The sequence below is a fragment of the Sphingomonas bacterium genome (genome assembly GCF_903644135.1).
Taxonomy (GTDB): Bacteria; Pseudomonadota; Alphaproteobacteria; order Sphingomonadales; family Sphingomonadaceae; genus Sphingomonas.
The window spans coordinates 1-8,804 of record NZ_CAHJXA010000094.1; the positions used below are offsets into that span (position 1 = coordinate 1).

The window sequence follows — 8,804 nt, forward strand, 5'->3', positions numbered from 1 at the left end:
GGATGAGGATCGTCGCGCTGGTGCCGTCCTATGCCGCGATCGGCATCGCCGCGCCGATCCTCGTCCTGCTGTGCCGGCTGGTGCAGGGGTTCGCGCTGGGCGGCGAGGTCGGGCCGAGTACCGCCTTCCTGGTCGAGGCGGCACCCGCGGGCCGGCGCGGGCTCTACGTGTCGCTGCAATATGCCGGCCAAGGGCTGGCGGTAGTTGCTGCCGGGGTCAGCGGCGTGGCGCTGGCCGGCGTGATGAGCGACGCCATGCTCGCGGCTTGGGGCTGGCGGATCGCGATGGCGCTGGGGGTCGCGATCGTACCGATCGGGCTGGCGCTGCGCGGTTCGTTGCGCGAGACGCTGACCGCCGCGACCATCGCGCAGCCCGCACCGCCGCTGGCCGGCTACGCGCGGGTGGTCGTCTTCGCCTTCCTGACGCTGCTGTCGACCACCGTCGCCACCTATGTCCTCAACTACATGACCACCTATGCGAAGACGGTGTTGCGACTACCCTCCGGCGTGGCCTTCGGGGCGTCGGTGGTGGTCGGCGTCGCCACCATGGCGGGATCGCTGATCGGCGGCGTCGTGTCGGATCGATGGGGACGGCGGCCGGTGATGATCTGGCCGATGGCGGCGGCGACGGTCGCGGTCCTGCCCGGCTTCTGGCTGGTCAGCCGCTATCCCGGTGCGATCAGCCTCTATCTGGTCAGCGCGGTGCTGCGGCTCACCAGCGCGGCCGCCACCACCGCGGCCTTGGTCACCGTGACCGAACGCCTGCCGCCGCGCATCCGCTCCGGCGCGCTCGCGATCGTCTATGCGCTCGCCATCTCGGTGTTCGGTGGCTCCACCCAGTTCGTCATCGCCAAGCTGACCGAGGTCACCGGCGATCCGCTCGCGCCCGCGTGGTACATGCTGGCGGCATTGCTGGTCGGCCTCGTTGCCATGATCACCGCGCGCGAGGTCACCGCCAGCGCGCGGCGATGACGCTGAAACGGATCGTCAGCCGTCGACGACGATCCGCGCCTCCGTCTTGGCGAGGAGTTCGTCCGTGGTGATGCCGGGTGCGAGCTCGATCAGGCGGAACGGCTCACCCTTGGCGGGGCGCTCCAGCACGCACAGGTCGGTGATCACCATGTCGACCACGCCCTTGCCGGTCAGCGGCAGGCTGCACGCCCGCCGGACCTTGGCCTCGCCGTTCTTCGACACATGGTCCATCGTCACCACCACCCGGCGCACGCCCGCGACCAGGTCCATCGCCCCGCCCATGCCTTTGACCACCTTGCCCGGGATCATCCAGTTGGCGAGGTCGCCGTCCTCCGACACCTCCATCGCGCCCAGGATGGTGAGGTCGATATGGCCGCCGCGGATCATCGCGAAGCTGTCCGACGACGAGAAGAAGCTGGAGGACGGCAGCACGCTGATCGTCTGCTTGCCGGCGTTGATCAAGTCGGGGTCGACCTCATCGTCATAGGGGAACGGGCCGATGCCGAGCATCCCGTTCTCCGACTGGAGCGTCACCGTCATGCCGTCGGGAATATTGTTGGCGACCAATGTCGGGATGCCGATGCCGAGATTGACGTAATAGCCGTCGCGCAGCTCCCGGGCGGCGCGTGCGGCGATGTCGTTGCGATCCCAGGCCATCAGATTTCGCTCCCGGCGGCGGCCGGCGCGGCGGCGGAGTCAACGGCGCGCTGGCGAGTGGTGCGGAACTCGATCTTCTTGTCCGGCTGCGGGTTGAGCAGCAGCCGCTGAATATAGATGCCGGGCAAGTGGATCTGGTCGGGATCGAAGCTGCCGATCGGCACGATCTCCTCGACCTCGGCGACGCAGACCTTGCCCGCCGTCGCCATCGGCTGGTTGAAGTTGCGCGCGGTGCGGTGGAAGATCAGGTTACCCGCCTCGTCGGCCTTCCAGCCCTTCACGAGCGACAGGTCGGCGACCAACGCGGTTTCCATGACATAGTCCTCACCGCCGAAGCTGCGCACCTCCTTGCCGTCGGCAACCACCGTGCCGACGCCGGTCCGGGTGAAGAACGCCGGGATACCCGCGCCGCCCGCCCGGCAACGCTCGGCGAGCGAACCCTGCGGACAGAATTCCAACTGCAGCTCGCCGGCCAGGAATTGCCGCTCGAACTCCTTGTTCTCGCCCACATAGCTGCTGATCATCTTCGCGATCTGCCGCGTGCGCAGCAGCTTGCCGAGCCCGACGCCGTCGATGCCGGCATTGTTGGAGATGCAGGTCAGACCGGTGACGCCCAGCGGCACCATCGCATCGATCAGCGCCTCCGGAATGCCGCACAGCCCGAAGCCGCCGACCATCAGCGTCATGCCATCGCGAAGGACATCGCGCAGGGCCTCGCCCGCGTCGTGATAGATCGGCTTCACTTCACCCTCTCCATGATCGTGGCATAGGTCGCGACCGCGCCCCCGCCCATGTTGACCGCCGCCGCCAGTTCCGCGCTAGGCAGCTGCATCTCGCCCGCCTCGCCGACCAGCTGACGGGCGTTGAGCACATGCATCGACACGCCGGTCGCGCCGACCGGATGCCCCTTGGCCTTGAGCCCGCCCGACAGATTGATCGGCAGCCGACCGTCGCGCCGGGTCTCGCCGGCGATCACGACGTCGCGGCCACCGCCCGGCGGGGCGAGCTGCAGCGCCTCGACCGACAGCAGCTCGGCGATGGTGAAGCAATCATGCACCTCGGCAAGGCTGAGGTCGCCGACGCCGACGCCCGCCTGCTTGTACGCCTGCGCGATCGCCCGTGTCGGCCCCTCGAACTTGGCGAGGTCCTTGCCCGACAGCGGCAGCACGTCGCTGACCTGCTGCGCCGCCCGGAAGCCAACCCCGCGGCGAAAGTCGCCGAGCATATCGTCCGCCACCAGCACCACCGCCGCCGCACCGTCCGACACCAGCGAGCAGTCGGACAGCTTGATAGGATCGGCGATCATCGGGTTCTTGTCCGACACGGCCCGCGCATAGTCGAGGGTAATCGGCCGATGCATCTGCGCCAGCGGATTGCGCAGTGCGTTCTCGTGGTTCTTGACCGCGATATGCGCCATAGCCTCGGTCGGATCGCCGTAATCGGCATCGTAGGACTGGGCGAAGCGCGCGAAGATCGCGGGGAACGACATGCCCCGCTCCTCCTTCTGGTAGCTCGCGCCGCCCAGCGCCTTGGTCACGCCGGCGCTGTCGAGCCCGCTCATCTTCTCCGCACCGACGACCAGCGCCACCTTGATGCGGCCGCTCCGGATCGCGTCGATCGCCCCGAACAGCGCCGCCGCGCCGGACGCGCAGGCATTCTCCAGCCGCGTCGCCGGCTTGAAGCGCAAGGCCGGGTCGATCCCGAGGATCATCGACGAGGCGAATGCATCCTCGACCAGTCCCGAGTTGAAGTGGCCGAGCCAGACGGCATCGATCTGCGCCGCCTCGATCCCGGCATCGGCGATCGCCTCGCGCCCGGCCTGCTGGATCAGGTCCTCAAGGCCAAGGGCGTCGAGCTTGCCGAACTTGGTGTGGCCCCAGCCGACGATCACGGGCTCCATGTCTTGCCTTTCACACCAGTTCGTCAGCCAAGCTGTTCTTGAACAATCATTTAGTCGATACCCGCCATGCGCCGTATGCGCCGACACCTCACCGGTCAGGCTAAACGCAACGGCAGCGATAAAGCAAGACCGGTGTCGGCGGAGCGTGCCGGCCGAACGGGATGCGACCATCAGCCGGACAGGACATGGCCGCCCTCACGCGCCTGCCAGCCGGCGCGCTGCAGCTCGGGTTCGTCGGTTTCGGCTTCGGGATAGCCGAGGCACAGTATCGCGATAAACGTCCAGCCCTCGTCGCCGCCCAGCATCCGCGCGACCGCGCCGGGATCGAGGATCGACACCCAACCAAGCCCGATCCCCTCCGCACGCGCGGCGAGCCAGATGGTGTGGATCGCCATCACGCAGGAATAGCGCAGCATCTCCGGCATAGTGGCGATGCCCAGGCCGTGCCCGGCGCGCGGAGCCTCGTCGCAGAACACCGCCCCCGCCGCGGGCGCTTCGCGGAGGCCATGCAGCTTGAGGGACCGGTAGGCGGCAGCGCGCTTGGCGTCGTAGCGCTGGGCCGCAGCCTCGCTCGCCGCATCGACATGCTCGGCCAGCGTCGCCTTGCGAGCGCCATCCAGCACCATGAACCGCCAGGGCTGCGCATTGCCGACCGAGGGCGCAAGATCGGCGAGCGCCAGCAGGCGGTCGAGCGCGGCCGCCGGCAACGGATCGCGGCGAAACCGGCGCACGTCGCGCCGCCACGCGAACAGCGCCGCCAGTTGTACGCCGAATACAGCGTCGAACACGGGCGGGTCGCTCAAAACTCGATGCCGGCCTGCGCCTTGACCCCCTGCTCGCGGAACGGGTGCTTGACGAGGGTCATTTCGGTGACGAGGTCGGCGATCTCGATAAGTGCTGGGGCTGCGTTGCGGCCGGTGACGATGACGTGCTTGTCCGCCGGCTTGGCGGCGAGCACCGCCACCACCTCGTCGAGCGGCAGGTAGTCGTAGCGCAGCACGATGTTCAGCTCGTCGGCCACCACCATGCGATAGGAGGGGTCGGCGATCATCCGCTTGACCTCCTCCCACCCCTCGCGCGCCACCGCCACATCGCGGGCGCGGTCCTGCGTGTCCCAGGTGAAGCCCTCGCCCATCGGCTTGAACTCGACCAGATCGGGAAAGCGGTCGAACACCGGCTTCTCACCCGTCGCCCACGCGCCCTTGACGAACTGGACGACGCCGACCTTCATGCCATGGCCGATCGCACGCACGACCATGCCGAGCGCGGCCGATGTCTTGCCCTTGCCCTGGCCGGTATGGACGATGAGCAGCCCCTTCTCCTTGGTCTTCGCCTCGACGATCCGGTCATGCGCGACCTTCTTCTTCGCCATCTTGCGGTTATGGTCTTCGTCGGTGCGCATGGTCTTCTCCGGCGAGCAGGACTCTCGCACCGCTTCGATGATCACAAGGCCGCCATCGTCGGTTCATCAAGGCGGTTATAGAGTAACAGGTGAGATTGCGAGGTGCGGCGGCGATGAAGCAGTGGTGGCGAGCGGCAGTGGCGATCGGGGCAGCGACAGCGGTGCTTCCCGCCGGTGCGGCTTCACCCGATCGGACGCAGTCGATCGCCTGGGCCAATCGCCTGACCTGGGGCGCAGTCCCTGCCGCCGCGGCGCAGGTGCCTGGCCCGGATCGCTGGCTGGACCTCCAGCTTGCCAGCACCGACGCGTCGTTGCCGCAGCCCGCCGCCGATCAGGTCGCGGCGATGCGGATCAGCCGCGAGCCGCTGGCGCAGATCGTGGTGGAGGAGGAGGCGCAGAACCGCGACAGCAATGCGGTCGTCGATCCCGACCAGAAGAAGATCGCGCGCGACGCCTATCAGAAGGCGATGAACGCGCTCGCCGACGAGGCGCGGGCGCGCTCGCTGCTGCGCGACCTCTACGCCTCCGACCAGCTGCGCGAGCAGATGACATGGTTCTGGTTCAACCATTTCAACGTGCAGGCGGGCAAGCGCGACATCCGCGCGATGGTCGGCGATTACGAGCAGACGATCCACGCCCACGCGCTGGGCCGCTTCCGCGACCTGCTGGAGGCGACGCTGCGCCATCCGGCGATGCTGCGCTACCTCGACAACGACCAGAACGCCGCTGGCCGCATCAACGAGAACTACGCGCGCGAGATCATGGAGCTGCACTCGCTCGGCGTCGGCACCGGCTATAGCCAGCAGGACGTGCAGGAGCTGGCCCGCATCCTGACCGGCGTCGGTATCAACACCAAGCCCGACGCGCCGAAGCTGAAGCCGCAATGGCAGCCGCTCTACGTCCGCGCCGGATTGTTCGAGTTCAACCCGGCGCGCCACGATTTCGGCGACAAGCATTTCCTTGGCCACACCATCAAAGGCTCGGGCTTCGACGAGGTGGAGCAGGCGCTCGACCTGATCGCGGCGTCGCCGGCGACCGCGCATCATGTCTCGTTGCAGCTCGCGACCTTCTTCACGGGCGATGCGCCGCCGTCGGCGCTGGTCGACCGCATGGCGGCCACCTTCCAGCGCAGCCATGGCGACATCGCGCAGGTCGTACGCACCCTGGCGAGGAGCCGGGAGTTCGCCGCCTCGCTCGGCGGCGCGTTCAAGGATCCGGTGCATTACGCGGTGTCGGCGGTGCGGCTCGCCTATGGCGACCGCGTGATCCTCAATTCTCAGCCGGTGGTCGGCTGGCTCAACCGGCTCGGCGAAGGCCTCTACAATCATGAGACGCCCGACGGCTATCCGCTCGCCAGCGCCTCCTGGTCCGGGCCGGGGCAGATGGCGACGCGCTTCGACGTCGCGCGCCAGATTGGCGGCGGTTCGGCGGGGCTGTTCCGCGCGGCCGGGACGCCGACCGACGCGCCGGCCTTTCCCCAGCTTCAGAACGCCTTATATTTCAACGGTCTTGCCGCGACGCTGGGGACGCCGACCCGCACCGCGCTTGGCCAGGCGACATCGCCGCAGGAATGGAACGCCCTGTTCCTGTCGTCACCAGAGTTCATGCGCCGCTAAACCGAAGGAGACCTGCCATGCACGTCCCGCATTTCCATCGCCGCGACCTGCTCAAGGGGGCCGCCGCCCTCACCCCGATGGTGGTTGCCGGCCGCGCTTTCGCCGCGCCGCAGGCGGGCAGCCGGATGCTGGTGGTGTTCCTGCGCGGAGCCTATGACGCGGCCAACATCGTCGCCCCGACCGGCAGCGACTTCTACCATCAGGCGCGGCCGACGATCGGGCTGGCCCGACCCAACCCGGCAGATCCCAAGGCATCGCTGGCGCTCGACGCGGACTGGAGCCTGCATCCCGCGCTCAAGGACAGCATCTATCCGCTGTGGCAGCAGCGGCAGGTCGCGTTCGTCCCCTTCGCCGGCACCGACGACATGAGCCGCAGCCATTTCGAGACGCAGGACACGATCGAGATGGGCCAGCCGGTCGGCGGCCATCGCGACTATGGCTCGGGCTTCATGGCGCGGCTGGCGACGCTCCTCGGCCGCAACGATCAGCCGATCGCCTTTACCGACCAGCTGCCCTTGTGCTTCCGGGGCGGCAGCGATCCCGTCCCGAACCTGGCGCTCGCCAATGTCGGCAAGCCGATCGATCCGCGCCAGGCCAAGCTGATCGAGGCGATGTATGCCGGCCAGCAGATCGGGGCCAGCGACCTCGGCCGCAGCGTCACCGAAGGCTTCCAGGTGCGTGACACCGTGTTCAAGACGCTGGACGAGGAGATGAAGGCCGCCAGCCGCGGCGCGGTCAGCACCAAGGGGTTCGAGCTGTCGGCGCGGCGGATCGGCACGCTGATGCGCAGCCAGTTCAACCTTGCCTTTGTCGACGTCGGCGGCTGGGATACCCATGTCAACCAGGGCGGTGCCAGCGGCTATCTCGCCGACCGGATCGGCGAGCTGGGCCGCGGGTTGGCCGGCTTCGTCGACGCGATCGGGCCCGACGCGTGGCGGACGACGACGGTGGTGGTCGTGTCGGAGTTCGGCCGCACCTTCCGCGAGAACGGCGACAAGGGCACCGACCATGGCCATGGCAGCGTCTTTTGGGTGATGAGCGGCGGCCTGTCGGGCGGGCGGATCGCGGGCGAACAGGTCGCGATCGGCCAGGCGACGCTAAACCAGAACCGGGACCTGCCGGTGTTGACCGACTATCGCTCGCTGATCGGCGGCCTCACCGCGCGTCAGTTCGGCCTCAACGGCCAGCGACTGGCGGCGCTCTTCCCCGACACGCGGCCGGTCGACCTCAAGCTGATCTAACGAGACCATCCCTTACTTGAGCGGATCGCGCGCGGGGCTCAAGAGGACGTGATGCGTCGCCTGCTCCTCCTCCTCGCGCTCGTCGGGCTTACCGGCCCGGCCATTGCTCGAACCCCGTCGGCTGCCGACCGCGATGCGCAGGCGATCGACGCCGCGGCGCGCGAATATCGCGCCATCGATGTGGCGCTCACCGCTCGCACCAGCCTCGCCGAACGCCGTGCGCTCCATGCCCGCGCTCTTGCCGTCGCGCAGGTCGCGGCATCGCGCACCGCCGACCTGCAGGCGCAACTGGTGGCGACCCAGGCGCAACTCTCGCGGCTCGTACCGACCGAGGGCGCGCGCGAGGCACCGGTGCAGCGCGTCCAGCGCGCCAGGCTGGAGAAGCAGCGCGCGCCGCTCGACAGCGGCGTCCAGCGTGGCCGCCAGCTCGCCACCGACACCACACGCCTCATCGCCGAGACCCAGAGCAGCCCCACCGATCTGCTGGTGGAGCAACTGTCGATGCGGGAGCCATCACCGCTATCGGCCGCGTTCTGGCGGGCGATCGGCGGCGAGCTGGCGCGCGACGGTCGCCGGGTCGGCCTGCTCGGCGATGTCGAGGGCGATGCCATCGCCGATGGCCGTGCCGCCAACCCCTGGACGGCGCTGCTGGGGCTCGCGGTCGCGCTGCTGATCCTGTTCCCGCTGCGGCTGTGGCTGCGCAATCTCGGCCGACGGGTGATGCTCGACCGTGCCCCGTCCAACCGCCTGCGCAAGTCAGGCCAAGCGGCGTGGATGGTGGTGAGCGGCGCGCTGTTGCCCGCGCTCGCCGCCGCGATCGCCGTCGCCGGGTTCCGCGGAGCCGGGATGCTGGCACCGGCTTGGGAGCCGCTGAGCGAGGCGCTGGTGCGCGCTGCGGCGGTCGCGGGGCTGATCTGCGGGCTTGGCGGCGCGTTGCTGATGCGGCGGCAACCGCAATGGCGGCGGTCAGGAACGCGGCAATGGGGGCGGCAACGGCAACCGGAACGGCGGCGGCAA

At 68.9% G+C, this 8,804-nt stretch carries 9 protein-coding genes; 4 read left to right on the plus strand and 5 right to left on the minus strand.

The features are described 5' to 3' along the window. Positions 1-971 (plus strand): MFS transporter (locus HUU96_RS06790; RefSeq protein WP_174292080.1); only part of this gene is annotated, 971 nt, incomplete at its 5' end. Positions 972-986: 15 nt separating this feature from the next. On the opposite strand, the gene HUU96_RS06795 is transcribed toward HUU96_RS06790, so the two are convergent. The 5 genes from HUU96_RS06795 to cobO all read right to left on the minus strand — a co-directional run bounded on the left by HUU96_RS06795 (position 987) and on the right by cobO (position 4,930). Then, complete coding sequence (locus HUU96_RS06795) at positions 987-1,628, minus strand: 3-oxoacid CoA-transferase subunit B (RefSeq protein WP_174292081.1); 642 nt, start codon at positions 1,626-1,628, stop codon at positions 987-989. Then, complete coding sequence (locus HUU96_RS06800; protein WP_174292082.1) at positions 1,628-2,371, minus strand: CoA transferase subunit A; 744 nt, start codon at positions 2,369-2,371, stop codon at positions 1,628-1,630. The genes HUU96_RS06795 and HUU96_RS06800 overlap by 1 nt, the downstream gene beginning before the upstream one ends. Further along, positions 2,368-3,528 (minus strand): thiolase domain-containing protein, encoded by a 1,161-nt coding sequence (locus tag HUU96_RS06805; protein WP_174292083.1) that lies wholly within the window; start codon positions 3,526-3,528, stop codon positions 2,368-2,370. Before HUU96_RS06805 ends, HUU96_RS06800 begins: the two co-directional genes overlap by 4 nt. A gap of 170 nt (positions 3,529-3,698) precedes the next feature. After that, the gene (gene bluB, locus HUU96_RS06810) at positions 3,699-4,331 is read right to left on the minus strand and encodes a 5,6-dimethylbenzimidazole synthase (RefSeq protein WP_174292084.1); all 633 of its coding nucleotides are present in this window, start codon (positions 4,329-4,331) and stop codon (positions 3,699-3,701) included. Beyond that, positions 4,328-4,930 carry a cob(I)yrinic acid a,c-diamide adenosyltransferase gene (gene cobO, locus HUU96_RS06815; RefSeq protein WP_174292085.1) on the minus strand — a complete coding sequence of 201 codons (603 nt, stop codon included), beginning with the start codon at positions 4,928-4,930 and terminating at the stop codon, positions 4,328-4,330. The genes bluB and cobO overlap by 4 nt, the downstream gene beginning before the upstream one ends. A gap of 113 nt (positions 4,931-5,043) precedes the next feature. Here cobO and HUU96_RS06820 point away from each other — a divergent pair, with 113 nt between their 5' ends. The 3 genes from HUU96_RS06820 to HUU96_RS06830 all read left to right on the plus strand — a co-directional run. Then, positions 5,044-6,546 (plus strand): DUF1800 domain-containing protein, encoded by a 1,503-nt coding sequence (locus tag HUU96_RS06820; protein WP_174292086.1) that lies wholly within the window; start codon positions 5,044-5,046, stop codon positions 6,544-6,546. 17 nt (positions 6,547-6,563) lie between these two features. Next, positions 6,564-7,787, plus strand: a complete 1,224-nt coding sequence (locus tag HUU96_RS06825) for a DUF1501 domain-containing protein (RefSeq protein ID WP_174292087.1) — start codon at positions 6,564-6,566, stop codon at positions 7,785-7,787. A 51-nt stretch (positions 7,788-7,838) separates the two neighbouring features. Next, positions 7,839-8,804, plus strand: a 966-nt coding sequence (locus HUU96_RS06830) for a DUF3772 domain-containing protein (RefSeq protein ID WP_174292088.1), incomplete at its 3' end; no start/stop codon positions are given.

Coding starts and splice junctions, on each gene's coding strand:
- HUU96_RS06795 (WP_174292081.1), bottom strand. CDS start 1,628: ATGGCCTGGGATCGCAACGACATCGCCGCACGCGCCGCCCGGGAGCTG.
- HUU96_RS06805 (WP_174292083.1), bottom strand. CDS start 3,528: ATGGAGCCCGTGATCGTCGGCTGGGGCCACACCAAGTTCGGCAAGCTC.
- cobO (WP_174292085.1), bottom strand. CDS start 4,930: ATGCGCACCGACGAAGACCATAACCGCAAGATGGCGAAGAAGAAGGTC.
- HUU96_RS06820 (WP_174292086.1), top strand. CDS start 5,044: ATGAAGCAGTGGTGGCGAGCGGCAGTGGCGATCGGGGCAGCGACAGCG.
- HUU96_RS06825 (WP_174292087.1), top strand. CDS start 6,564: ATGCACGTCCCGCATTTCCATCGCCGCGACCTGCTCAAGGGGGCCGCC.